17 protein-coding genes and 1 pseudogene are annotated in these 23,511 nt (G+C 71.7%); 17 read left to right on the top strand and 1 reads right to left on the bottom strand.

Translation table 11 applies throughout. From position 1 onward, the window contains the following. The first annotated feature begins 67 nt into the window (after nt 1-67). The 7 genes and pseudogenes from ssd to ACH4YL_RS03935 form a co-directional block, all read left to right on the top strand. A complete protein-coding gene (gene ssd, locus ACH4YL_RS03965; RefSeq protein ID WP_398504576.1) occupies nt 68-1,168 on the top strand; it encodes a septum site-determining protein Ssd in 1,101 nt (366 codons plus the stop codon). Next, nucleotides 1,165-2,313 carry a TadA family conjugal transfer-associated ATPase gene (locus ACH4YL_RS03960; RefSeq protein WP_398504574.1) on the top strand — a complete coding sequence of 383 codons (1,149 nt, stop codon included), beginning with the start codon at nt 1,165-1,167 and terminating at the stop codon, nt 2,311-2,313. The genes ssd and ACH4YL_RS03960 overlap by 4 nt, the downstream gene beginning before the upstream one ends. After that, the gene (locus tag ACH4YL_RS03955; protein WP_398504572.1) at nt 2,313-3,161 is read left to right on the top strand and encodes a type II secretion system F family protein; all 849 of its coding nucleotides are present in this window, start codon (nt 2,313-2,315) and stop codon (nt 3,159-3,161) included. The genes ACH4YL_RS03960 and ACH4YL_RS03955 overlap by 1 nt, the downstream gene beginning before the upstream one ends. Continuing rightward, nucleotides 3,158-3,928: a type II secretion system F family protein gene (locus ACH4YL_RS03950; protein ID WP_398504570.1), complete on the top strand. Its 771-nt coding sequence runs from the start codon at nt 3,158-3,160 to the stop codon at nt 3,926-3,928. The genes ACH4YL_RS03955 and ACH4YL_RS03950 overlap by 4 nt, the downstream gene beginning before the upstream one ends. Before the next feature lie 102 nt (nt 3,929-4,030). Continuing rightward, nucleotides 4,031-4,234: a DUF4244 domain-containing protein gene (locus tag ACH4YL_RS03945; protein WP_398505582.1), complete on the top strand. Its 204-nt coding sequence runs from the start codon at nt 4,031-4,033 to the stop codon at nt 4,232-4,234. Continuing rightward, nucleotides 4,221-4,649 carry a TadE family type IV pilus minor pilin gene (locus tag ACH4YL_RS03940; protein WP_398504568.1) on the top strand — a complete coding sequence of 143 codons (429 nt, stop codon included), beginning with the start codon at nt 4,221-4,223 and terminating at the stop codon, nt 4,647-4,649. The genes ACH4YL_RS03945 and ACH4YL_RS03940 overlap by 14 nt, the downstream gene beginning before the upstream one ends. Next, nucleotides 4,646-4,990: pseudogene (locus tag ACH4YL_RS03935) on the top strand (Rv3654c family TadE-like protein); the annotation flags it as partial. The gene ACH4YL_RS03940 and the pseudogene ACH4YL_RS03935, both read left to right, overlap by 4 nt. Nucleotides 4,991-5,030: 40 nt before the next feature. Here the strand turns inward: ACH4YL_RS03935 and ACH4YL_RS03930 are convergent. Beyond that, complete coding sequence (locus ACH4YL_RS03930; RefSeq protein ID WP_398504566.1) at nt 5,031-7,697, bottom strand: DEAD/DEAH box helicase; 2,667 nt, start codon at nt 7,695-7,697, stop codon at nt 5,031-5,033. Between the two features lie 79 nt (nt 7,698-7,776). On the opposite strand from ACH4YL_RS03930, the gene ACH4YL_RS03925 reads away from it, so the two are divergent. The 10 genes from ACH4YL_RS03925 (at nt 7,777) to ACH4YL_RS03880 (ending at nt 23,399) form a co-directional block, all read left to right on the top strand. Continuing rightward, nucleotides 7,777-8,130 carry an STAS domain-containing protein gene (locus ACH4YL_RS03925; protein ID WP_003967428.1) on the top strand — a complete coding sequence of 118 codons (354 nt, stop codon included), beginning with the start codon at nt 7,777-7,779 and terminating at the stop codon, nt 8,128-8,130. 103 nt (nt 8,131-8,233) lie between these two features. Continuing rightward, nucleotides 8,234-8,680, top strand: coding sequence for an ATP-binding protein (locus ACH4YL_RS03920; protein ID WP_398504564.1), 447 nt, complete (start codon nt 8,234-8,236; stop codon nt 8,678-8,680). 294 nt (nt 8,681-8,974) lie between these two features. Further along, nucleotides 8,975-11,380 carry a sodium-translocating pyrophosphatase gene (locus ACH4YL_RS03915; RefSeq protein WP_398504562.1) on the top strand — a complete coding sequence of 802 codons (2,406 nt, stop codon included), beginning with the start codon at nt 8,975-8,977 and terminating at the stop codon, nt 11,378-11,380. 199 nt (nt 11,381-11,579) lie between these two features. After that, the gene (locus ACH4YL_RS03910) at nt 11,580-12,146 is read left to right on the top strand and encodes a small secreted protein (protein ID WP_398504560.1); all 567 of its coding nucleotides are present in this window, start codon (nt 11,580-11,582) and stop codon (nt 12,144-12,146) included. A gap of 108 nt (nt 12,147-12,254) precedes the next feature. Further along, nucleotides 12,255-13,775, top strand: a complete 1,521-nt coding sequence (locus ACH4YL_RS03905; RefSeq protein WP_398504558.1) for a methyltransferase — start codon at nt 12,255-12,257, stop codon at nt 13,773-13,775. 196 nt (nt 13,776-13,971) lie between these two features. Next, nucleotides 13,972-14,169, top strand: coding sequence for a hypothetical protein (locus tag ACH4YL_RS03900; protein WP_398504556.1), 198 nt, complete (start codon nt 13,972-13,974; stop codon nt 14,167-14,169). A gap of 213 nt (nt 14,170-14,382) precedes the next feature. Next, nucleotides 14,383-17,199: a type I DNA topoisomerase gene (gene topA, locus ACH4YL_RS03895; RefSeq protein WP_398504554.1), complete on the top strand. Its 2,817-nt coding sequence runs from the start codon at nt 14,383-14,385 to the stop codon at nt 17,197-17,199. A 129-nt stretch (nt 17,200-17,328) separates the two neighbouring features. Next, complete coding sequence (gene tmk, locus ACH4YL_RS03890) at nt 17,329-20,334, top strand: dTMP kinase (protein ID WP_398504552.1); 3,006 nt, start codon at nt 17,329-17,331, stop codon at nt 20,332-20,334. Between the two features lie 210 nt (nt 20,335-20,544). After that, nucleotides 20,545-21,750 carry a DNA polymerase III subunit delta' gene (locus tag ACH4YL_RS03885; RefSeq protein ID WP_398504550.1) on the top strand — a complete coding sequence of 402 codons (1,206 nt, stop codon included), beginning with the start codon at nt 20,545-20,547 and terminating at the stop codon, nt 21,748-21,750. A 95-nt stretch (nt 21,751-21,845) separates the two neighbouring features. After that, a complete protein-coding gene (locus tag ACH4YL_RS03880) occupies nt 21,846-23,399 on the top strand; it encodes an alpha/beta hydrolase (protein ID WP_398504548.1) in 1,554 nt (517 codons plus the stop codon). The last annotated feature ends 112 nt before the right edge of the window (nt 23,400-23,511 follow it).

The following is a 23,511-nucleotide window of genomic DNA, read 5'->3' as shown; positions in this document are numbered from 1 at the left end:
GTTCGCGCACCGCAGGAATCACAGATCTCGTTACGACGCGAGATCGAAGTAGTAGGGGGTGGAGATCGTGGCTGGATCCATCACATCGCAGCGGCCGCCGGTCGTCGAAGGGCGGCGGGACGGGCCTCTGATCGTCACCGAGGACATGGAACTGCTCGACGATCTGCTGAGGCTGTGTGCCGCGGCGGGAGCCGAGCCGGACGTCCATCACTCGGTGCCGGAGCGCAGGGGCAGCTGGGAAGGCGCGCCACTGGTCCTTGTCGGAGACGATGCCGCCGCGCGGTGCCGGGGAGCCACCCGCCGGCGAGGGGTGCTGCTCGTCGGCCATGACCAGGACGACCCGGACGTATGGCGGCGCGCTGTGGAGATCGGGGCCGACTGCGTGCTGCGGCTGCCCGACGCGGAGAGCTGGCTCGTCGACCGGCTCGCCGATGTGGTCGAGGGCGTCGGACAGCCTGCGCTGACCGTCGGAGTGATCGGCGGCAGAGGCGGGGCCGGGGCGTCGACGCTGGCCTGCGCGCTGGCGGTGACCGCGGCCCGCACCGGTCGGCGCACCATGCTGGTCGACGGCGACCCGCTCGGCGGCGGCATCGACGTGCTGCTCGGCGGGGAGCAGACAGAAGGACGGAGATGGCCGGATTTCGCCGCTTCCAAGGGACGGGTCGCCGGCGGCGCGCTCGAGGAGTCGCTCCCCGAGCTCCACGCGCTGCGCGTTCTCAGCTGGGATCGCGGCGACTCGGTGGTGATCCCGCCCGAGGCAATGCGGTCGGTTCTGGCCGCGGCACGCAGGCGCGGCGGCGTGGTCGTCGTGGATCTGCCGCGGCGGGTCGACGAGGGCGTGGCCGAGGCGCTGGCCCAGCTGGATCTCGGGCTGCTGGTGGTCCCGGGCGAGCTGCGCGCGGTCGCGGCGGCCAACCGGGTGGCGTCGACCGTCGGCATGGTGCTCCAGGACCTGCGCGTGGTGGTGCGCGGTCCGTACGCGGCAGGGTTGGACGACCAGTGGGTCGCGGACGCGCTGGGCCTGCCGCTCGCGGGAGAACTGCCGCTGGAGGCAGGGCTGCTCGCGACCCTGGACGAGGGCGCACCACCGGGCAGGGCCCGCGGGCCACTGGCGAGGTTCTGCACGGCCTTCTGGGACCGGGCGCTGGCCGGAGGTGCGGTCTCATGAGCGCCGGACTGCTGGACGCCGTACGGCAGCGGCTCGCGGAGAGCGGCGCCGAGCCCACACCGGCACGGGTCGCGGCCGCTCTGCGGGCACAGGGACGGCTGTTGGGAGACGCCGAAGTGCTCGGCGGCACCGAGGAGTTGCGCTGCGAACTGGTGGGGACGGGACCGCTGGAGCCGCTGTTGGCCGATCCGTCCGTGACGGATGTGCTGGTGTCCGCGCCGGACCGGGTGTGGGTCGACCGGGGCGGCGGCCTCGAGCTCACCGGGATCACCTTCGCGGACGCGGCATCCGTGCGCAGGCTGGCCCAGCGGCTCGCCGCGGTGGCGGAGCGGCGGCTGGACGACGCGAGGCCGTGGGTGGACGCCCGGCTGCCGGACGGGACGCGTATGCACGCGGTGATCCCTCCGGTGGCAGTCGGCTCGACCTGCCTGTCCCTGCGGGTGGTTCGGCCCCGGGCCTTCTCGATGGACGAGCTCGTCGCCGCGGGGACGGTGCCGCCGGGCGGGGATCGGGTGCTGCGGGCGCTGATCGACGCGCGGCTGTCGTATCTCATCAGCGGTGGCACGGGATCGGGCAAGACGACCTTGCTGTCGAGTCTGCTCGGGCTCGTCGGGGAGCGCGAGCGGATCGTGCTGGCGGAGGACTCGGCGGAGCTCCGGCCCGAACATCCGCATGTGGTGCGGCTGGAGTCGCGCACGGCGAACCAGGAGGGCGCGGGTCTGGTGACCCTGCGGGATCTGGTGCGGCAGGCGCTGCGCATGCGGCCGGACCGGTTGGTCGTCGGCGAGGTGCGAGGAGCGGAGGTCACCGAGCTCCTGGCCGCGCTGAACACCGGGCACGAGGGCGGCTGCGGCACCGTCCACGCGAACGCGGCGGCGGACGTCCCGGCACGGCTGGAGGCGCTGGGGACGGCCGCCGGTCTCGATCGGGCGGCGCTGCACAGCCAGTTGGCCGCGGCGCTATCGGTGGTGATCCATCTCGTACGGGACCGGGGCGGGCGGCGGCGGATCGCCGAGGTGCATGTGCTGGAACGGGACGCGGCCGGACTGGTGATGACCGTTCCGGCGCTGCGGTGGGGCGCGGACGCCTTCGCGTACGAGCGGGGCTGGGATCGGCTGCGGTCACTGATCGGAGGCGCCCTGTGATGGCCGGGGAGCCTGCGTACGCGGCGGCGGTGTGTGCCGGGGCCGCGGCATGGCTGACGGTGGGCCGGGACCAAGGCCTGGCGCGGGCACGGCTGTTGCTCGCGGGCGGCGGTGCGGTGCAGACGGCCCCGCGGTGGTCGTGGGAGCGGCTGCGGGCAGCGGTCCGGTTACGGCCGGAGTGGCTGTGTCTGCCGGTGGGACTGGTGCTGGCCGTGCTGGGGGAGTCGATGCTTCCGCTGATCGCGGGGGCGCTGGCGGTGCCGCTGGTGCAAAGGCGGCTCCAGGCCCGGAAGCGGATGCGGGAACAGGAGCAGCGGGCCGAGGCGGTGATCACCTTGTGCGGGGCGGTCGCCGGGGAGCTGCGGGCGGGCCTGCAGCCGGGACAGGCGCTGCTGTTCGCCGCAAGGTCCACCGAGGCACTCGGCGGCGCGGAGTCGGCGGTGCTGGCGGCGGCGAGGTTCGGCGGCGATGTGCCCCAGGCGCTACGGCAAGCGGCCGGGGAGCCGGGTGCGGGCGGGCTGGCCGGAGTCGCGGCCTGCTGGCGGGTGGCTGTGGACAGCGGGGCGGGTCTGGCCGCGGGGCTCGACCGGCTGGAGGCCGCCTTGCGGGCGGAGCATGAGCAACGTCAGGAGCTCGCAGCCCAGTTGGCGGGTGCCCGGTCGACGATCGGGCTGCTGGCGGGGCTTCCGGTGGTGGGCCTGGCGATGGGCTGGGCACTGGGCGCGGACCCGCTGAGGGTTCTGCTGCACACCCCGGCAGGCCTGGGCTGCCTGGTGGTCGGCGGGCTGTTGGAGACCGCCGGGCTCTGCTGGGCCGGGCGGATCGTGTCAAGGGGGAAGGAGGGATGACCGACTTCGTTGTCCACAGGCTGTGGGCCGTGGTGTTCGCGCTGGCCGTGGTGGCATGCCTCGGCCTCACGATCGCGCGCCGACGGCACCAGCGCAGGGTGCGCAAGCGCATCCAGGCGCTGTTGGCGATGGAGCGCGACCGGCGGAGGTGGCGGCCGGAGTTCGGGGCGTGGGGGAGGCGCTGGGCGGCTCCGCTGGGCGCGCTGGTCACGGGCTGTGTCCTCGTCGGAGGGGTGATCGGCTGGGCCGTCGGGCTCGGCGCGGCGTATGGCGTACGGCGCTGGCAGCTGACCCGCGAGCCGGACACCGGTTCGGCGGACCGGGACGAGGCGCGTCAACTACCGCTCGCAGCCGACCTGCTGGCGGCCTGCATCTCGGCCGGGGCAGGGCCGCGCGAGGCGGCCGATGCGGTCGGCGAGTCCCTCGGCGGGCCGGTCGGCGAGCGACTGGTGCGGGCGGCGGCCGAGCTGCGGCTCGGCGGTGAACCGGCACAGGCCTGGAGCTGGTTCGCGCGGATACCGGGCGCGGCGGAGCTGGCTCGCTGTCTGGAGCGGGCCGACTCCACGGGCGCGCCGGCGGCGGAGCCGGTGTCGCGACTGGCGGAACGCCTCCGGGCGGACCGGTCACGTACCGCCGCGGCCCGGGGCCGCAAGGCCCAGGTTCTGATCACCGCACCTGTGGGGCTGTGCTTCCTGCCCGCCTTCTTGGCGATCGGGGTGGCCCCGGTCGTGATCGGTCTGGCGGACGGGCTTCTGAACGGCAACTGAGCTGCCGTGCCCGTGTGCTCACACGCTCACACGCTCACGGGCTCAAGTGAACGAAATCTCTTGGGGGTTGAAATGCGGGTACAGGTTTGTCTGCGGAATCCGATGCTGTGGAGTTCGATGCGGCGATGGGTGCGCGGGCTGTCGCGCAGGATGCGCGAGGACTCGGGCATGACCACTTCGGAGTACGCGATGGGGACGATCGCCGCCTGCGCCTTCGCGGCGGTTCTGTACAAGGTCGTCACCAGTGGGGCTGTCTCAGGGGCGCTCCAGAAGGTGATCGGCAAGGCGCTCAGTGCCCAGTTCTGAGGCGTGTTGCGAGTCGGGTGGCCCGGGGCGGGACCGGGGGTCGGTGACAGCGGAGGCGGCCGTCGCGATACCGGCTCTGGTGGTGTTCGCCATGGCCTTGGTCTGGGCTCTGATGGCGGCCTCGGCGCAGATCCAGTGCGTCGACGCGGCGCGGGCGGGTGCCCGGGCCGCGGCCAGATCCGAGCCACAGGCAGCTGCCGTGGCCGCTGCCCGCTCGGCCGCCCCGGACGACGCCCGGGTGACGCTGGCGCGTGCCGGGGACCTGTGGCGGGTGCGGGTCGAGGCGGAGGCTCCGGGACCGGGCGCTCTGACGCTGACCCTGAGCGCGGAGGCGGCGGCCCTGGCCGAGGACACGGTGGGCCGGGAGGATCCGGCCGGTCCCGACGATGAGGGCGCGGGGGAGGCAGCGCCATGAACCGGGACCGAGGTAGAGGCCGGCGTCGAGAGTCCCGAACCCACCAGGGCCGGGACGGGCGTCGCGACTCCCGCTCCCGCCAGGATCGGGATCGTGGCTCGGCGACCGTTTGGGTGGCCATGGCGACGACCGTGCTGTGTGTGGTCTTCGCGGCCGTGCTGGCGATGGGGCAGGCGGTGGTGGCCCGACATCGCGCCGGCTCCGCGGCGGACCTGGCAGCGCTGGCCGCGGCGGACCACGCGCTGCGGGGCGCGGCCACCGCCTGCGCGAAGGCGGCCGCTGTGGCCGGGACGCAGGGCGCGGAGGTGGTCCGATGCGCGGTGCGCGGAGAGATCGCGGAGGTGACGGCACGGGCCCGATTCGGCCCGTACGGCCCAACGGTCAGGTCCCGGGCGGGACCTCCTGGCCCTCCGGGACCTCCGGCACCCCCGCCGGCGGAGCCTCCCGGCCCTCCGGGACCTCCTGGGACGGAGCCTCCTGCTCCCCTCCGGGAACCTCCTGGGACGGGGCCTCCTGTCCCTGGGACACCTCTCGGGGCGCGGGCTCCCGGCCCGGTGCCCCGCGGCCCTCCAGGACCTCCCCAATCCCGTCCACGGCCCCCTCCGGCGCTCCCCGCAGCAGCTCCGTGAGGAGCCGCACCGCGCCGCGCTTGTGCAGTGGGTCGTTGCCGTTGCCGCACTTGGGGGACTGGATGCACGACGGGCAGCCCGCCTCGCACTCGCAGGAGGCGATCGCCTCCCGCGTGGCGGTGAGCCAGGCGCGCGCGGTGTGGAAGGCCCGTTCGGCGAAGCCCGCGCCGCCGGGGTGGCCGTCGTACACGAAGACCGTCGGCAGCAGCGTGTCCGGATGCAGCGGCACGGATACGCCGCCGATGTCCCAGCGGTCGCAGGTGGCGAACAGCGGCAGCATCCCGATGGAGGCGTGCTCGGCGGCGTGCAGGGCGCCGCCCAGCTGCTCCGGGTTCACCCGGGCGGCGTCCAGCTGGTCCTCGGTGACCGTCCACCACACGGCCCGGGTGCGCAGGGTGCGCGGCGGCAGGTCGAGTTTGGTCTCGCCGAGCACCTCGCCGGTGATGAGTTTGCGACGCAGGAAGGAGACGACCTGGTTGGTGACCTCGACGGAGCCGTAGCAGAGGCGTCCGTCGCCCCACGGGATCTCGGTGTCGGTTTCGAGTACGGAGACGGAGGTGGTGTCGCGGGCGGTGGTGGAGTACGGCGGGTTGGCCTCCTCGACGAGGGCGGCCGAGTCCTCCAGGTCCAGGTGTTTCACCAGGTACGTACGGCCCTGGTGGAGGTGGACCGCGCCGTCGTGGACCGCGGTGTGCGCAGCCGATTCGTCGACCGTGCCGAGCAGCCGGCCGGTGGCGGCCTCGACGATCTGGACCGGGCGGCCGCCTTCGCCCCGGATGTCGGTGAGGTCGGCGGCCCGCTCCCGGCGGGTCCAGTGCCAGCCCGATGCCCGGCGGCGCAGGAGCTTGGCGGATTCCAGCTGGGGCATGAGTTCACCGGTCGCCGGGCCGAAGAGCTCCAGGTCGGCCTCGGTGAGCGGGAGCTCGGCAGCGGCGGCGCACAGATGCGGGGCGAGGACGTACGGGTTGTCCGGGTCGAGGACGGTGGACTCCACCGGCTGCTGGAACAGCGCCTCGGGGTGATGGACGAGGAAGGTGTCCAGCGGGTCGTCACGGGCGACGAGGACGGCCAGCGCGCCCTGGCCGGAGCGTCCGGCGCGGCCGGCCTGCTGCCACAGCGAGGCTCTGGTGCCGGGATAGCCGGCTATCACCACGGCGTCGAGCCCGGAGACGTCGACGCCCAGTTCCAGGGCGGTGGTGGCGGCGAGGCCGAGGAGCTCGCCGGAGTGCAGGGCACGCTCCAGGGCCCGGCGCTCCTCCGGGAGGTAGCCGCCGCGGTACGCGGCGACACGCGCGGGCAGCGAGCGGTCCACCTCGGCCAGGCGTTCCTTGGCGATCACGGAGATGAGCTCGGCGCCACGCCGGGAGCGTACGAACGCGACGCTGCGGACACCCTGCACGGTCAGATCGGTGAGGAGGTCCGCGGTCTCGGCGGTGGCGGTGCGGCGGACCGGCGCGCCCCGCTCGCCGTGGAGCTCGGTGAGCGGCGGCTCCCACAGCGCGAAGACGAGCTCGCCGCGCGGTGAGGCGTCGTCGGACACCTCCTGGACCGGGAGACCGGTGAGGCGTCCGGCGGCCACGGAGGGTTCCGCGGCGGTGGCCGAGGCGAGGAGGAAGACGGGGTTCGCACCGTAGCGGGCGCACAGTCGGCGAAGGCGGCGGAGCACCTGGGCGACATGGGAGCCGAAGACACCCCGGTAGGTGTGGCACTCGTCGATCACGACGTAGCGCAGGGCGCGCAGGAAGGAGGACCAGCGGGGATGTGAGGGAAGTATTCCGCGGTGCAGCATGTCGGGGTTGGTCAGGACGTACGTGGCGTACTGGCGCACCCATTCGCGTTCCTCGACGGGTGTGTCGCCGTCGTAGACCGCAGGTCGGACGCGGTTGCCGAGCGGTGCGGAGAGCTCCTTGACCGCGCGGCACTGGTCGGCTGCCAGGGCCTTGGTCGGCGCGAGGTAGAGGGCCGTCGCGCCGCGGCCGTTGGGGGCCTCGGCGCCGTCGAGGAGGGCGGTGAGCACGGGGGCCAGATAGGCCAGCGACTTGCCCGACGCGGTTCCGGTGGCGATGACCACCGATTCGCCGTCCAGGGCGTGCTCGGCGGCGGCCGCCTGGTGGGCCCAGGGGTGCTCGATGCCGGCCTGCTGAATGGCGTTGATCACTTCGGCGCGGATGCGGTCGGGCCAGACGGCATGGCGGCCCGGCCTTGGGGGCAAGTGCTCCGTATGAGTGATGCGCGTAGCCCGGCCTGCCCCCGCGGCGAGCCGGTCGAGGACCGTACCGGGGGAGGGGCGGGTTTCCCCGCTCTCGGGTGGTCGTCTGGGACGGTGATTCATGGCCATCGGCACCGAGTGTGTCACTGGCGTGACGGACAATGGTCCCAAGGCGTCGTGCATGGCTGCTGGTAAGTGATTGAATGCCATCGCGGCTGGCGACCGTCCTCCGGCTCCGCCGGGGAGACCTGCGGGGGCGGCCGCTCGATAGCAAGGTGCTGGAGGATCCGTGGACCTGTCCCTGTCGACTCGCAATGTGTCCGGCCCTGGTGGCGACCGTACGGTCGTCGAGGTCGGTGGCGAGATTGATGTGTATACCGCGCCCAAGCTGCGCGAGCAGTTGGTCGAGTTGGTGAACGACGGCAGCTACCACCTGGTTGTCGACATGGAGGGCGTGGACTTCCTCGACTCCACCGGCCTGGGTGTGCTGGTGGGCGGCCTGAAGCGCGTGCGCGCGCACGAGGGATCGCTGCGCCTGGTCTGCAACCAGGAGCGCATTCTCAAGATCTTCCGGATCACGGGCCTGACCAAGGTGTTCCCCATCCACACCACGGTCGACGAGGCCGTCGCGGCCACCGACTGACGGTCGGCCGAGACTGCCGGAAGAAGGAGAGGGGTACCGGGCATCCAGCCCGGGCCCTTGAGATGCACGCCCGTACGCGCCCGTACGTCCGAGGGGGATCGCCATGGCCACCGTTGAACTCCGCTTCAGCGCCCAGCCGGAGCACGTCAGAACTGCCCGGCTGGTGGCCGCTGCCGTCGCTCGCCGTGCGGGGGTCGACGAGGCCGTGCTGGACGAGGTCCGGCTCGCGGTCGGCGAGGCATGCAGCCGTGCCGTCGGGCTGCACCGCAGCTATGGCATCACCGCCCCGGTCAGGGTCGTGCTGTCCGAGGAGGAGAAGACGTTCTCCATCGAGGTCGTGGACGAGATCCCGACCGCGGGCGCCGAGGGGTCCGAAGGGGCTCACGGAGCGCGCGGCGTCGCGGACGAGGACATGGACTCCGAGGGCGAGGACGGGATGGGTCTCGCGGTCATCAGTGGTCTCGTCGACGACGTGGAGGTCAGCTCCACCGAGGAAGGCGGCGTGATCCGGATGAGTTGGCCGACGACGCCCGTCACCGTGTTGCCCTGACGCAGGTTGATCGTCAACGCGCCGGGAACACCGGCAGGTTGACGGTCTGCCGCCTGGCACGCACATAAGAGGCCCTGCTGAGCAGGGCCTCTTTGCTTTTTCCGGCACATTTTCTAGATCATTGATCAAGAGTCAATGCCTTTGTCCCGTTACCTCTTTCGGGGGGACTTTCGGAACTCGATCATTTGCTGAGTAGCAACTCAAGGTCAATTTCAATTGCCGCCCACTGTTTTGATCAGGTTCCGCTCCCTACAATCCGTCCACATCTTGAGCTCTGAGCGTCAAGGAGGACGAATGGCGGGGCTCGTCAACCCAGAACTGTCCGACCGACCCATTTCCCTGGCTGCCGCGGTACTCACCGACGACAACCGACTGATCGTGATCGTCATCGCTGCGGTAGCGCTGGCGGCGCTGGTCGTCGCCCAGCTGCTGGTGCGCCAGGTACTGGCCGCCGGCGAGGGCACCGATTCCATGAAGAAGATCGCGGCGGCGGTCCAAGAAGGAGCAAACGCCTATCTGGCACGGCAGTTGCGCACCCTTGGCGTCTTCGCCGTCGTGGTGTTCTTCCTGCTGATGCTGCTGCCCGCGGACGACTGGTCGCAGCGTGGCGGCCGTTCGGTGTTCTTCCTGGTCGGTGCGCTTTTCTCGGCGGCCACCGGATACATCGGCATGCGTCTTGCCGTACGGGCCAATGTGCGCGTGGCCGCGGCCGCGCGTGAAGCGACACCGGCGGAGGGCGAGCCCGAAAAGGATCTGACGGCCGTCTCGCACAAGGCCATGAAGATCGCTTTCCGGACGGGAGGCGTGGTCGGCATGTTCACGGTGGGCCTCGGCCTGCTCGGTGCCTCCTGCGTCGTTCTCGTCTACGCGGCCGACGCGCCCAAGGTGCTCGAGGGCTTCGGCCTCGGCGCCGCGTTGATCGCCATGTTCATGCGTGTCGGCGGCGGCATCTTCACCAAGGCCGCCGACGTCGGCGCCGACCTCGTCGGCAAGGTCGAGCAGGGCATCCCGGAGGACGACCCGCGCAATGCCGCGACCATCGCGGACAACGTGGGCGACAACGTCGGCGACTGCGCGGGCATGGCGGCCGACCTCTTCGAGTCGTACGCCGTCACGCTGGTTGCGGCGCTCATCCTCGGCATGGCGGCATTCGGCGACGCCGGACTCGCCTTTCCGCTGATCGTTCCGGCGATCGGCGTGGTCACCGCGATGATCGGCATCTTCGCGGTCGCCCCGCGGCGCGCCGACCGCAGCGGGATGACTGCCATCAACCGCGGATTCTTCATCTCGGCCCTGATCTCGCTCGGCCTGGTTGCGGTGGCGGTGTTCGTCTATCTGCCGTCCTCGTACGCCGAGTTGGAAGGTGTCACCGATGCGGCGATCAAGACGCACGCCGGAGACCCGCGGATTTTCGCGCTCGTCGCCGTCGCCATCGGCATCGTGCTGGCGGCTCTGATCCAGCAGTTGACCGGGTACTTCACCGAGACCACCCGGCGTCCCGTGCGGGACATCGGCAAGTCCTCGCTGACCGGGCCCGCCACGGTCGTGCTGGCCGGCATCTCCATCGGTCTGGAATCCGCCGTCTACACCGCGCTGTTGATCGGCCTCGGCGTGTACGGCGCGTTCCTGCTCGGCGGTACGTCGATCATGCTCGCCCTGTTCGCGGTGGCGCTGGCCGGCACCGGTCTGCTCACCACGGTCGGCGTCATCGTCGCCATGGACACCTTCGGGCCCGTCTCCGACAACGCCCAGGGCATCGCCGAGATGTCCGGCGACGTCACGGGCGCGGGCGCGCAGGTGCTCACCGACCTGGACGCCGTCGGCAACACCACCAAGGCCATCACCAAGGGAATCGCCATCGCCACCGCCGTACTGGCGGCGGCGGCGCTCTTCGGCTCGTACCGCGATGCCATCGCGACGGCGGCCGGCGAAGTGGGCGCGAAGCTCGGCGACGGCGCTCCGATGAACCTCGTGATGGACATCTCGCAGCCCAACAACCTGGTGGGCCTGATCCTCGGCGCCGCGGTCGTCTTCCTCTTCTCCGGGCTGGCGATCAGCGCTGTGTCCCGGTCGGCGGGCGCGGTGGTCTACGAGGTGCGGCGGCAGTTCCGCGAGCACCCCGGGATCATGGACTACACGGAGAAGCCGGAGTACGGGCGCGTCGTCGACATCTGCACCAAGGATGCGCTGCGCGAGCTCGCCACACCGGGTCTGCTCGCCGTGCTGACGCCGATCGCGGTCGGTTTCTCGCTCGGCGTCGGAGCCCTTGGCTCGTTCCTCGCGGGTGCGATCGGCACCGGCACGCTGATGGCGGTCTTCCTCGCCAACTCCGGTGGTGCGTGGGACAACGCCAAGAAACTCGTCGAGGACGGCCATCACGGCGGAAAGGGCAGCGAGGCCCATGCGGCGACCGTGATCGGCGACACCGTCGGCGACCCGTTCAAGGACACCGCGGGTCCCGCGATCAACCCGCTACTCAAGGTGATGAACCTGGTGGCGCTGCTGATTGCGCCGGCGGTGATCCAGTTCAGCTACGGAGACGACGCGAGCCCCGGAATCCGGGCGGTGGTGGCGGTGCTCTCGATCCTCGTGATCGTCGGCGCCGTGTACATCTCCAAGCGGAGGGGCATCGCTATGGGTGACGAACCCAATGCGGCGGAGCGAAGCGCGGCGTCACCGGATCCCGCGGTGGTTTCGTAGCTCCTGCTCAACAGGTGGGCGGACGGCGCACGTTGTGCGCCGTCCGCCCGTTTGCATGCCGCCGCGCCCGCTGTCGTGAGCCTTGTCTCTCCTGGTGCAAATCGCTCCAATGAGTAGTATTTCGGACGTACGAGGTGCGAATGTCGCGCACATGGCGTGTATGTTCCGGGGCCGAGAAGCCTTGGAAGGGACCAAACCGGTGAAGAAGAAGCTTGCGGTCGCAGTGTCCGGCGCTGCGGTACTGGTACTCGCGCTTTCGAGCTGCACCAGTGACGACGCGGACAAGTTCACGGCCGACGACTGGGCCAAGAAGTACTGCGACCAGGCTCAGCCGCAGCTGAAGAAGAAGACCGACGCCGAGCAGACCATCCGGCAGACCGCCGTGGACAGTAAGCCGGCCCAGATCCAGGCCGCGGACTCCAAGGCCTTCCAGGACCTCTCGGACGTGAACAAGGCGCTTGCGGCCGCCCTGCGCGGCGCCGGAACGCCGCCGGTCGACAACGGCGAGAAGCTGGTGCAGGACGCGGCCGCCGAACTCGACGCCAACTCCAAGTCCTACCTCGATCTGAAGAAGCAGATCGACGCGCTCGACGCCAAGAACCAGCAGAAGTTCGCGGACGGGCTGCAGCCTGTCGCGACCGGGCTGGGCAAGATCGAGAAGAACGAGGCCGCGCGGAAGCGGCTCAACCAGGGCGACACGGGCGAGGCGATCGCCAAGCAGCCGGGCTGCAAGGCTCCGGTCGTGTCCAGCCCGCCCGCCGCCTGACGGTCGCAGGGCCGCTCGCAGGGCCGCTCGCTGGGCCGCAGGGCCGCAGACCCGCGTAGTACGCGCCGCGGTGCGGCGATTGTCAGTGGCGGCCGCCACAATGGGCAGGTGAGTACGACCAGTCCCGCCTCAGGCCTTCCCTCGCCCGACCACGCGCCCCGGCTGCGTGAGGCGCTTCTCTCCGGCGCCTTCACCGTCGACGGGCTGCTCGACCGGCTCGGCGCTTCCGCGTACGCCGCGCTGGCCCGCAGCGAGACCGTGCCCGCTCTGCGCGCCACCCGCGGGGACGGCGTACTGGACACGCTCGTGCGGCTGTTCCTGCTCCAGCAGCCCACTCCGTACAGGCAGGCGGTGGCCGCTCTGCCGCTGGAGGAGTGCCTGGCCGACGGCTGGGTGGCGCGCGACGGGGACGAGATCCGGGCCGCCGTGGATCTCCGGCCGTACGGCGGGCCCGAGGGGCAGGACTGGTTCATCGTCTCCGACCTCGGCTGTGCCGTCGGCGGCGCCGCGGGCGCGGGCGGACAGGGCGAAGGCGTCGTCCTCGGCGTCGGCGGCGCGTCCACCACGCTCGCCGGAATCACCGTGCGTACGCCGGTGGCCTCCGCGCTCGACCTGGGCACCGGGTCCGGCATCCAGGTGCTGCACGCCGCGCAGCACGCCACCAGGGTCACGGCCACCGATCTCAACCCCCGTGCCCTGCACTTCGCCCGCCTCACACTGGCGCTCTCCGGCGCGCCGGAGGCCGAGCTGCGCGAGGGCTCGCTCTTCGAGCCGGTGCGGGACGACACGTATGACCTGATCGTGTCGAACCCGCCGTTCGTGATCTCTCCCGGCGCCCGGCTGACCTACCGCGACGGCGGGATGGGCGGCGACGATCTGTGCCGCACGCTCGTCCAGCAGGCCGGCGACCGGCTGAACGACGGTGGATACGCCCAGTTCCTCGCCAACTGGCAGCACGTGGAGGGCGAGGAGTGGCAGGAGCGGCTGCGTTCCTGGGTGCCGCGCGGCTGCGACGCCTGGATCGTGCAGCGCGAGGTCCAGGACGTGACGCAGTACGCCGAGTTGTGGCTGCGCGACAGCGGCGACCACCGCGGCGACCCCGAGCAGTACGCGGCGCGGTACGACGCATGGCTGGACGAGTTCGAGAGGCGTAAGACCAGGGCAGTCGGCTTCGGCTGGATCACGCTGCGCAGGTCCGGTTCGGACCGTCCGTCGATCGTCGCCGAGGAGTGGCCGCACCCGGTCGAACAGCCGCTGGGGGCCGGCGTTCAGGCGCACTTCGAGCGGCAGGACTACCTGCGGACGCACGACGACGCGGCCCTGCTCGCCGACCACTTCGCGCTGGCGGCGGAGGTCGTGCAGGAGCAGGTCGGGCTGGCGGGCGCGGAGGACCCGGAGCATGTGGTGCTGCGTCAGAACCGGGGCATGCGGCGCGCGACCAAGGTGGACACGGTGGGCGCCGGGTTCGCCGGGGCGTGCGACGGGACGCTGAGCGCGGGCCGGATCCTGGACGCCATCGCTCAGCTCCTCGACGAGGATCCGGTGCTGCTGCGCGACCGCACGCCGCAGGCGCTCCGGCTCCTGGTGGAGGAAGGTTTTCTGGAGCCGGTGGCTCCACTCGGACGGTAGCTGCCACGCCAAGAGGCGGATCCGGCCAATGTTCGGTTTCCGGGCGGCCGCGTGGTGTCGTGCCGCGCCGACCGTATAGAAGGGGAGCGTCCGGATCCGCGCGGGTGAACCCACGCCACGTTCACCCGGAATTCGCGCCCACGACGCCGGGAGCTGCCAGCCTCGGCGTCACTGAGGACGGAAGACGGGACAGGGCATGGAGAGCGGGCCGGCGATCTTCGCGGGAGCGGCGTTCACGCTGTTCGGAGCCGCGCTGCTGCTGTGGACCGGAGTGCGCGTGCTGCACCGCGCACCGGTCGCCCACGGAGTGAGTCCCGCCACGGCGGTCGCTCTCGCCACACTCTTCGGCGCGGTGTTCCTCGCCGCCGGCGTCTGGTGCTTCGGCCGGGTCTGACCGGGGGCCCTGAGCGTCTTCGTGCCGGTCCGGGCGGCAGGAATGCCCGGACTCGGGTTACCGTTCGAGTGGCCGTTGCGGGCTTTTGCCGTTTGACACGGGGGCGGGTTGTACCGTCACACTCCGCAGCGACAGCAGCGCCACAGCAGTGCGCCACCCCGTGCCGCACTGCCGTGTACGCACACCGAGCGTCGACCGGAGAGAAGAGCGAAGTTGTCCCCGACCAGCGAGACCGCACAGGGCGGCCGCCGACTCGTGATCGTCGAGTCGCCTGCCAAGGCGAAGACGATCAAGGGCTACCTCGGCCCCGGCTATGTCGTCGAGGCGAGCGTCGGGCACATCCGCGACCTCCCGAACGGCGCCGCCGAGGTGCCCGAGAAGTACACCGGTGAGGTGCGGCGCCTGGGTGTCGATGTCGAGAACGACTTCCAGCCGATCTATGTCGTCAATGCCGACAAGAAGGCCCAGGTCAGAAAGCTCAAGGAGCAGCTCGCCGAATCCGACGAGCTCTACCTCGCCACCGATGAGGACCGCGAGGGCGAGGCCATCGCCTGGCACCTGCTGGAAGTCCTCAAGCCCAAGGTCCCGGTCCACCGGATGGTCTTCCACGAGATCACCAAGGACGCGATCCGCGACGCCGTCGCCAACCCGCGCGAGCTCAACCAGCGCATGGTCGACGCCCAGGAAACCCGCCGTATCCTCGACCGTCTCTACGGCTACGAGGTCTCGCCGGTCCTGTGGAAGAAGGTCATGCCGCGGCTGTCCGCGGGCCGCGTGCAGTCCGTCGCGACCAGGCTCGTCGTCGAGCGGGAGCGCGAGCGCATCGCCTTCCGTTCCGCCGAGTACTGGGATCTGACCGGCACGTTCTCCACCGGCCGCACCGGTGACGCCTCCGACCCCTCGACCCTCACGGCCCGCCTGAACACCGTCGACGGACGGCGCGTCGCCCAGGGCCGTGACTTCGGTTCGGACGGCCGGCTCAAGTCCGACCAGGTGCTGCACCTGGACGAGGCGAACGCCCGGGCGCTGGCCGCCGCGCTCGAGAACGCCTCGTTCGCCGTCCGCTCGGTCGAGTCGAAGCCGTACCGCCGCTCTCCGTACGCACCTTTCCGTACGACGACGCTGCAGCAGGAGGCCTCGCGCAAGCTGGGCTTCGGGGCCAAGGCCACCATGCAGGTCGCGCAGAAGCTGTACGAGAACGGCTTCATCACCTACATGCGTACGGACTCCACCACGCTCTCCGACACCGCGGTATCGGCGGCCCGGGCGCAGGTCACGCAGCTGTACGGGGCCAACTACCTGCCCGAGAAGCCCCGTGTGTACGCCGGGAAGGTCAAGAACGCGCAGGAGGCGCACGAGGCGATCCGCCCTTCGGGTGATCGTTTCCGCACCCCGGCCGAGACGGGCCTGAGCGGCGACCAGTTCCGGCTCTACGAACTGATCTGGAAGCGGACCGTCGCTTCCCAGATGAAGGACGCCGTCGGAAACTCCGTCACCGTGAAGATCGGCGGGCGGGCGAGCGACGGCCGTGACGCCGAATTCACCGCGTCCGGCAAGACGATCACTTTCCACGGCTTCATGAAGGCGTACGTGGAAGGCGCCGACGACCCGAACGCCGAGCTCGACGACCGCGAGCGGCGGCTGCCGCAGGTCGCCGAGGGCGACGCGCTCGCCGCCGAGGAGATCTCGGTCGACGGCCACGCGACCAAGCCGCCGGCCCGCTACACCGAGGCCTCGCTGGTCAAGGAGCTGGAAGAGCGCGAGATCGGCCGCCCGTCGACGTACGCCTCGATCATCGGCACCATCCTCGACCGCGGCTATGTCTTCAAGAAGGGCACCGCACTGGTCCCCTCCTTCCTGAGCTTCGCCGTGGTCAACCTGCTGGAGAAGCACTTCGGCCGGCTCGTCGACTACGACTTCACCGCCCGCATGGAGGACGACCTCGACCGCATCGCGCGGGGCGAGGCGCAGGCCGTGCCGTGGCTGAAGCGCTTCTACTTCGGCGCGGGCGACGACCGCGGCGCGGCCTCCGGTGCGGGCAACGGCGACGGCGACCACCTCGGCGGTCTGAAGGAACTGGTGACCGACCTCGGCGCGATCGACGCCCGGGAGATCTCCAGCTTCCCGGTCGGCGAAGGCATCGTGCTGCGCGTCGGCCGGTACGGCCCGTACATCGAGCGCGGCGAGAAGGACTCGGAAGGCCATCAGCGCGCCGACGTCTCGACCGATCTCGCGCCCGACGAGCTGACGGTGGAGTACGCGGAGGAGCTGCTGGCCAAGCCGAGCGGCGACTTCGCGCTCGGCACGGACCCGGTGTCCGGGCACGAGATCGTGGCGAAGGACGGCCGGTACGGCCCGTATGTCACCGAGATCCTGCCCGAGGGCACCCCGAAGACCGGCAAGAACGCGGTCAAGCCGCGTACCGCCTCGCTCTTCAAGTCGATGTCGCTGGACACGGTCACGCTCGAGGACGCGCTCAAGCTGATGTCCCTCCCGCGGGTCGTCGGCACCGACGCCGAGGGCGTGGAGATCACCGCGCAGAACGGCCGGTACGGCCCGTACCTGAAGAAGGGCACGGACTCGCGCTCGCTGGAGACCGAGGACCAGCTCTTCAGCATCACGCTGGAAGCGGCGCTGGCGATCTACGCACAGCCGAAGCAGCGCGGGCGGGCGGCCGCCAAGCCGCCGCTGAAGGAGCTCGGCACGGACCCGGTCAGCGAGCAGCCGGTGGTCGTCAAGGACGGCCGCTTCGGTCCGTACGTCACCGACGGCGAGACGAACGCGACCCTGCGCACCGGCGACAGCGTCGAGGACATCACGCCGGAGCGCGGCTACGAGCTGCTCGCCGAGAAGCGCGCCAAGGGACCCGCCAAGAAGACGGCGAAGAAGGCTCCCGCGAAGAAGGCCCCGGCCAAGAAGGCGGCCGCCAAGAAGACGGTGGCGAAGAAGACCACCGCCAAGAAGACGGCTGCCAAGAAGACGACGGCCGCGGCGAAGAAGGCTGCCACGCCGGCTTCCACCGACGAGTAGTCGGTTTCGCCGTCGCTTTACGGCGCTTTGTGCGGGGTGTGTTGGGGGAGTTCTCCGACGCTTTGCACAAAGCGCCCATGTGTTCGGACAGCCCTCCGGGGAGTGGTTCGCTCCGGATAGGCTGGGCGGATGACGCGAGCCGAGCAGCCAGCCGAGCAGCAGGCGGTCCTGAGAACCGCCTCAGAGACTGCCTCAGACTCCAGCGCCCATTCCGAGGCCCTTGTCGCGGACTCCCGTGAGCGCGCCCTGCGCGCCCTCTTGCGCTTCCCTCCGCTCCGGCGGCTGTGGAACGCACAGATGGTCGGCGGTATCGGGGACGCGGTCGCCGTATTCGTCCTGCTGCTGCTGACCCTGCAGGCGGCGGTGGCGGACGGCACGTTCGGGGCCGGTTACCGCGGGGCGGCCTTCTCCGTCGCCGCTGTGCTCGGCGTGCGCGTACTTGCCACCCTGCTCTTCGGAGCCGTACTGCTCGGCCCGCTCACGGCACTCACCTCGGCCAAGGGTCCGCTCGACCGGCGCTGGACCATGATCGGCGCGGACGGGCTGCGGGTCGCCCTGCTCGTCGTCGCACCGCTGTGGATCGACTGGACGCCGGGCAACGCGCCCGCGATCCTGCTGGTCACCGTCTTCGTCACCGGTGCCGCCGAGCGTTTCTGGACCGTCGCGCGGGACGGCGCGGCCCCCGCGCTGCTGCCCGCGCCGCCGCTGGAGGGCGCGGCCGTGCGGCCGCTGCCCGACCACCTCGACGCGCTCCGCAGGCTCTGGCTGCGCACCAGCTTCGCCGTGATCCCGCTCGGGGCCGCTGTTCTGCTGGCAGCCACGCTCGTCGGCAATCTGCTGGGCTCGGGCATCGAATGGTTCTCGCTGCACCAGGCGGCCCTCGGGTCGTATGTCGCGGCCGGTCTCTTCGCCGCCTCCGTGTCGACGCTGTACTTCGTCGAACTGCCCAGTACGCAGACAGCGCGGCCGCGTTCGCCGCTCGAAGGCCTGCGCCGGCCGTCCACCTCGGCCGCCGGAGGCGGCCTGGACAAGGGACGTACGGGCGCCATACCGCTGTTCGTCCTCGGCTGCGCCGCGGTCGCCGCGGCGATCTCCTCGGCCGTCGCCGTCGCCGTACTGCACGCCTTCGACCTGCGCGGCGGTCCCGCCGCCTTCGCTCTCCTCGTGCTCGCGCTGACCGGCGGCACCGCCATCGGCATCCGCGGCGCGGCGTCCGTACTGCCCACGCTGTCGCGCCGGCGGCTGCTCGCCCTGGCGCTGGCGGTCACCGGAGTCGCGCTGCTCGCCATGGGGCTGGTCCCGGACACGGCGACCGTGCTCTTCATCGCGCTGCTCGCGGGCCTCGCGGCGGGCGTCGCCGCGGCCACCGGGCACGCGCTCATCGACCAGGAGTCCGAGGACTTCCGACGGGCCCGCATCACCGAGCACCTCCAGGCCGTCGTCCGCGTCTCCATCGGCCTCGGTGCCATCGCCGCGCCGCTGCTCGCCGCGGCGATCGGGCCGCACCGGCTGGCCAACGGCGACTTCGTGTTCGCGCACGGCGGCGCGGCCTTCACGCTGATGCTGGTCGGCGCGTTGCTGCTGCCCGTCGCGGCGATCGTCCTCGCGAAGACGGACGACCGGGCGGGCGTGCCGCTGCGCCGCGACCTCGGCGACGCGCTGCGCGGCGGGGCCGACCAGGCGACGGCACCGGCCGCGACCGGTTTCTTCATCGCCATAGAGGGCGGCGACGGGGCCGGGAAGTCCACGCAGGTCGAGGCGCTCGCGGAGTGGATCCGCGCGAAGGGGCACGAGGTCGTCGTCACGCGCGAGCCGGGCGCGACCCCGGTCGGGAAGCGGCTGCGGTCGATCCTGCTCGACGTCTCGTCGGCCGGTCTGTCGAACCGCGCGGAGGCACTGCTGTACGCGGCCGACCGCGCCGAGCACGTCGGATCGGTCGTACGGCCCGCGCTGGAGCGCGGCGCGATCGTCATCTCCGACCGCTACATCGACTCGTCGGTCGCCTACCAGGGCGCCGGCCGCGATCTGTCGCCGACCGAGATCGCCCGTGTCAACCGGTGGGCGACGGACGGGCTCGTACCGCATCTCACCGTGCTGCTGGACGTCGCGCCGGAGACGGCCCGGGAACGGTTCACCGAGGCGCCGGACCGGCTGGAGTCGGAGCCGGTGGAGTTCCACCAGCGCGTACGGGCCGGGTTCCTGACGCTGGCCGCGGCCGACCCCGGCCGGTACCTGGTGGTCGACGCGGGCCAGGACCCGCAGGCCGTCACGACCGTCGTACGACACCGGCTCGACCAGCTCCTGCCGCTCTCCGACGCCGAGGTCAAGGCCCAGGAAGAGGCCCGGAAGGCAGCCGAGGAGGAGGCCCGCCGGCGCGCGGAGGCCGAAGCCGCGCGGAAGGCGGAGGAAGAGCGGATCGAACGCGAGCGCCAGGCGCAGCTCGCCAAGCTCCGTGCCGAGGAGGAGGAGCGCAAGCGCCGCGAGCTGGAGGAGGCGCGGCAGCGCGAGGCCGAACGGCAGGCGGAGGAGGCCCGGCAGCGGGCCGAGGAGGCACGGCGGCTCGCGGAGGAGGAGCGGGCGCGCCGCCTCGCGGAGGAGAAGGCGGCCGCGGCGGAGCAGGAGCGACGGCGCAAGCAGGCCGAGGAGGAGGCCCGGCTGCGGGCCGAGGCGGAGGAACGGCGCCTGGAGAAGCAGCGCAAGGCGGAGGAGGCGCTGCTGAGGGCGGAGGAGGCGAGGAGGCAGGCGGAAGCGGCTGCCGCTGCCGCGTCTGCTTCGGCTGCCGCTGAGTCCAAGGCGTCTGCTGCTTCGGCTTCCGAGGTGACCGTGCCCACGCCGGTGGTCAGGCCGGACGAGGAGACGCAGGAGGTCCCGAAGCCGGCGGCTCCCGCGGACGCCGCTGAGACGGCGGTGCTTCCGCCGGTCGCTCCTCGGGACGCGGACGAGACGGCGGTGCTTCCGCCGGTCACGGAGTCGGACGACCGTACGAGGGAGCTCCCCCAGGTCGGCGAGGAGTCGGACCGCTCGCGCCGCCGCTCGGACTGGGCGGAGGAGACTCCGCTGGACGACCTCCCGACGCTGGCGGACGAACTGCTGGGTCCGCACGAGGACGAGGACGACCGCCGCAGGAGGCGCTGACACCGGGGCTTCGCCCCGGACACCGGTCCGGGGCGGCCGCGCCGGATCGTCGGCTCCGCACCGGGCGTGGTCATCCGCGCCGCTGGGGTTCGGGGGCGTGCGCCCCCGCCTCAACCCCCGCCTCACACCCACGCGTCCAGGTGCGCGGCCCCGACTGTCAGACCCCTGCCCCACAATGGGAGATCCCGTAGGAAGGGCAGGTGACGGCACATGGCCGTGTGGGACGACCTCGTCGGCCAGGACCGGGTCCAGGCGCAGCTCAGCGCCGCCGCCCGGGATGCCGATGCCCTCGTCACCGCGGGCAGCCTCGGTGAGCCGTTGCCGGACACCTCGAAGATGACGCATGCGTGGCTCTTCACCGGACCCCCAGGTTCCGGCCGGGCCACCGCCGCCAGGTCCTTCGCCGCCGCCCTGCAGTGCGTCAGTCCCGACCGTGCCCTCGGCGGTGCACCCGGCTGCGGCTTCTGCGACGGCTGTCACACCGCTCTCGTCGGTACGCACGCCGACGTGGACGTCATCCGCACCGACCTGCTGTCCATCGGCGTCAAGGAGACGCGCGAGCTGGTCCGCCGCGCGCAGCTGTCGCCCGCCGTCGGCCGCTGGCAGGTGATCATCCTGGAGGACGCCGACCGCCTCACCGAGGGCGCGGGCAATGTGCTCCTGAAGGCCGTCGAGGAGCCGGCGCCCCGCACCGTATGGCTGTTGTGCGCGCCGTCGCTGGAGGATGTGCTGCCGACGATCCGTTCGCGCTGCCGCCACCTCACCCTTCGTACGCCACCGGTCTCCGCCGTCGCCGATGTGCTGATCCGGCGCGACGGGATCGAGCCCGATGTCGCGGCCGCCGCCGCCCGCGCGACGCAGGGCCACATCGGCCGGGCCCGCCGCCTGGCCACCGACGAGCGGGCCCGGGCCCGCCGTGCCACCGTGCTGAAGCTGCCGCTGCGCGTCGAGGACATCGGCGGCTGCCTCAAGGCCGCGCAGGAGCTGATCGACGCCGCGGCCGAGGACGCCAATCAGGCCGCGGACGAGGTCGACGCGAAGGAGACGGACGAGCTCAAGGCGGCACTCGGCGCGTCGCAGGGCGGCCGGATGCCGCGCGGGACCGCGGGTGCGATGAAGGAGCTGGAGGACCGGCAGAAGCGCCGCAAGACGCGTACGCAGCGGGACAGCCTGGATCTCGCGCTCAGCGATCTGACCGGGTTCTACCGCGATGTGCTGGCCCTCCAGCTGGGCTCGGAGATCGCGCTCGCCAACGGCGACGTACGGGACTCACTCGACCGGATCGCCCGCGCCTCGACGCCGGCGGGCACGCTGCGCCAGATAGAGGCGGTGGTCGCCTGCCGTGAGGCGCTGGAGGCGAATGTGGCGCCGCTGCTGGCGGTGGAAGCGATGACGGTGGCTCTGCGCGCGGGCTGAACGTCCCGCGTCGCCCGGCGACGTGACGTGATTGACCGGCTCACCCGTACGGGGACGGACGGGCATCATTCCGCGCCGTCGCCTACGCTCCGGGCATGGACACCTGGCGCTTGTTCCGCACCTCCGCCCTCGCGCTGGCTGCCGCCGGCCTGCTGGTCTCCGGCTGTACGGACGGGAGTTCGTCGCCCGACGCCACCGCGTCCACCGCCGGCGGAGCCGCCGCGCCCGACGCCTCTCCCGACGCCGCGCTCGAGCCGTACTACGCGCAGCAGTTGAAGTGGCGGGGTTGTGGTGTCCCCGGGTTCGAGTGCTCGACGATGAAGGCTCCGCTCGACTACGCCAAGCCCGGCGGCGAGTCCGTCCAGCTGGCCGTGGCCCGCAAGAAGGCCACCGGCCCCGGCAAGCGGCTCGGCTCGCTACAGGTCAACCCGGGCGGTCCCGGCGCTTCGGCCGTCGAGTACCTCCAGGGCTACGCGGGCATCGGCTACCCCGCGCCCGTCCGCGCCCGCTACGACATGGTGGCCGTCGACCCGCGCGGCGTCGCCCGCAGTGAGCCCGTCGAATGCCTCACCGGCAAGCAGATGGACGCGTACACGCAGGTCGACCAGACCCCGGACGACACGGCCGAGACAAACCGCCTCGCCACGTCGTTCAAGGGCTTCGCGACGGGCTGCGAGCGGCGTTCCGGCGAGGTGCTGCCGCATGTCTCGACCGTCGACGCGGCCCGTGACATGGACATTCTGCGCGCGGTGCTCGGCGACGAGAAGCTGAACTACGTCGGCGCTTCTTACGGCACGTTCCTCGGCGCGACGTACGCCGAGCTGTTCCCGAGCCGCACCGGCCGCCTCGTGCTCGACGGCGCGATGGATCCCTCGCTCCCGGCCCGCCAGCTGAACCGCGAGCAGACGGCGGGCTTCGAGACCGCTTTCCAGTCCTTCGCCGCCGACTGCATCCGGCAGCCGGACTGTCCGCTCGGCACCACGTCCGTCGCCGACGCCTCCCGCCGCCTCAAAGCCTTCTTCACCGAGCTCGACGCCAAGCCCGTCCCGACCGGCGAGAGCCGTCCGCTCGGCGAGTCGCTGGCCACCACCGGAGTGGTCGCCGCGATGTACGACGAGGGGGCCTGGCCGCAGCTGCGTGAGGCTCTCACAAGCGCCATGGCCGGCGACGGTGCGGGGCTTCTCGCGCTCGCCGACAGCTACTACGAGCGGGGGGACGACGGCTCGTACGCGAACCTGATGTTCGCCAACGCGGCCGTCAACTGCCTCGACCTGCCGCCGGCGTTCAACGATCCGAAGGCGGTCGAGTCGGCCCTCCCGGCGTTCGAGAAGGCCGCGCCGGTCTTCGGTCGCGGCTTCGCGTGGGCCTCACTGAACTGCGGGTACTGGCCGACACCCGCCACCGGAAAGCCGCACCGCATCGAGGCGAAGGGCGCGGCCCCGATCCTGGTCGTCGGCACCACCCGCGACCCGGCCACGCCGTACAAGTGGGCACAGGGTCTGGCCGGGCAGCTGTCGTCCGGGACGCTGCTGACGTACGAGGGCGACGGCCACACGGCGTACGGCCGCGGCAGCGACTGCATCGACACGGCGATCAACACGTACCTGCTGGAGGGCAAGGTCCCACCGAAGGACAAGCGCTGCTCCTGACCGCCGACGGGGCGCGGCGGAGGGTCCCGGACCTGCTCCGGGACCTGGTTCGGGGCACCCGAAACAACCCTGTAGACTTGGCGCCGCTGCGGATGCGAACGTGTCCTGCGAG

This window comes from Streptomyces sp. NPDC020681 (genome assembly GCF_044334895.1).
Classification (GTDB): Bacteria; Actinomycetota; Actinomycetes; order Streptomycetales; family Streptomycetaceae; genus Streptomyces.
This window is presented reverse-complemented; position numbering and strand designations above follow the sequence as displayed.

Bases quoted from the DNA above. Each gene is read 5' to 3' on its own strand.
- ACH4YL_RS03960 (WP_398504574.1), top strand. From the start codon at position 1,165: ATGAGCGCCGGACTGCTGGACGCCGTACGGCAGCGGCTCGCGGAGAGC.
- ACH4YL_RS03955 (WP_398504572.1), top strand. From the start codon at position 2,313: ATGGCCGGGGAGCCTGCGTACGCGGCGGCGGTGTGTGCCGGGGCCGCG.
- ACH4YL_RS03950 (WP_398504570.1), top strand. From the start codon at position 3,158: ATGACCGACTTCGTTGTCCACAGGCTGTGGGCCGTGGTGTTCGCGCTG.
- ACH4YL_RS03945 (WP_398505582.1), top strand. From the start codon at position 4,031: ATGCTGTGGAGTTCGATGCGGCGATGGGTGCGCGGGCTGTCGCGCAGG.
- ACH4YL_RS03930 (WP_398504566.1), bottom strand. From the start codon at position 7,697: ATGGCATTCAATCACTTACCAGCAGCCATGCACGACGCCTTGGGACCA.
- ACH4YL_RS03920 (WP_398504564.1), top strand. From the start codon at position 8,234: ATGGCCACCGTTGAACTCCGCTTCAGCGCCCAGCCGGAGCACGTCAGA.
- ACH4YL_RS03915 (WP_398504562.1), top strand. From the start codon at position 8,975: ATGGCGGGGCTCGTCAACCCAGAACTGTCCGACCGACCCATTTCCCTG.
- ACH4YL_RS03900 (WP_398504556.1), top strand. From the start codon at position 13,972: ATGGAGAGCGGGCCGGCGATCTTCGCGGGAGCGGCGTTCACGCTGTTC.
- tmk (WP_398504552.1), top strand. From the start codon at position 17,329: ATGACGCGAGCCGAGCAGCCAGCCGAGCAGCAGGCGGTCCTGAGAACC.
- ACH4YL_RS03885 (WP_398504550.1), top strand. From the start codon at position 20,545: ATGGCCGTGTGGGACGACCTCGTCGGCCAGGACCGGGTCCAGGCGCAG.
- ACH4YL_RS03880 (WP_398504548.1), top strand. From the start codon at position 21,846: ATGGACACCTGGCGCTTGTTCCGCACCTCCGCCCTCGCGCTGGCTGCC.